Origin of the sequence: Sutterella massiliensis (assembly GCF_016899755.1) — a bacterium.
In the GTDB taxonomy this organism is placed as follows: Bacteria; Pseudomonadota; Gammaproteobacteria; order Burkholderiales; family Burkholderiaceae_F; genus Sutterella; species Sutterella massiliensis.
Window position 1 is genome coordinate 1 of sequence record NZ_JACJJC010000325.1, and the last position, 385, is coordinate 385.

The window sequence follows — 385 nt, forward strand, 5'->3', positions numbered from 1 at the left end:
CGCCCGCACCCGTCACCGAGGTGTTGAGCTGCGAGGAAACGCGGCTCGCGCCGCTCGTGGCGTCGACCGCCGAGGCAACTTCGAGCGTGCCGCCGGCGGCAATCTCGGTGTTGCCCGTGCCGAGCGAAGCGCCGTTGCCCAGAGACAGCACCGCTCCCGACTCAACGCTCGTCGCACCGGTGAACCGGCTGTTGGCGCCTTCGACCGTGAGCTTCGTACCGTCGCCGGAGACGGCAAGTTCGCCGCCGCCCTGGCCGAGCGCGTCGTTGCCTGCGATGACGTTGTCGTCCTCGCCGCCCGCAACCGTGAGAACCGCGCCGGCGCCTTCACCGGAACCGGCAGCGAGGTTAAGGGTCGCTCCCGACTGAACGTTGAGGCCGTAGAC

Annotated in this window: 1 protein-coding gene; it reads right to left on the bottom strand. The window is 69.9% G+C overall.

The features are described from left to right. Positions 1 to 385: hypothetical protein (locus tag H6A60_RS12770; protein ID WP_205105237.1), on the bottom strand; the 385-nt coding region annotated here is incomplete at both ends.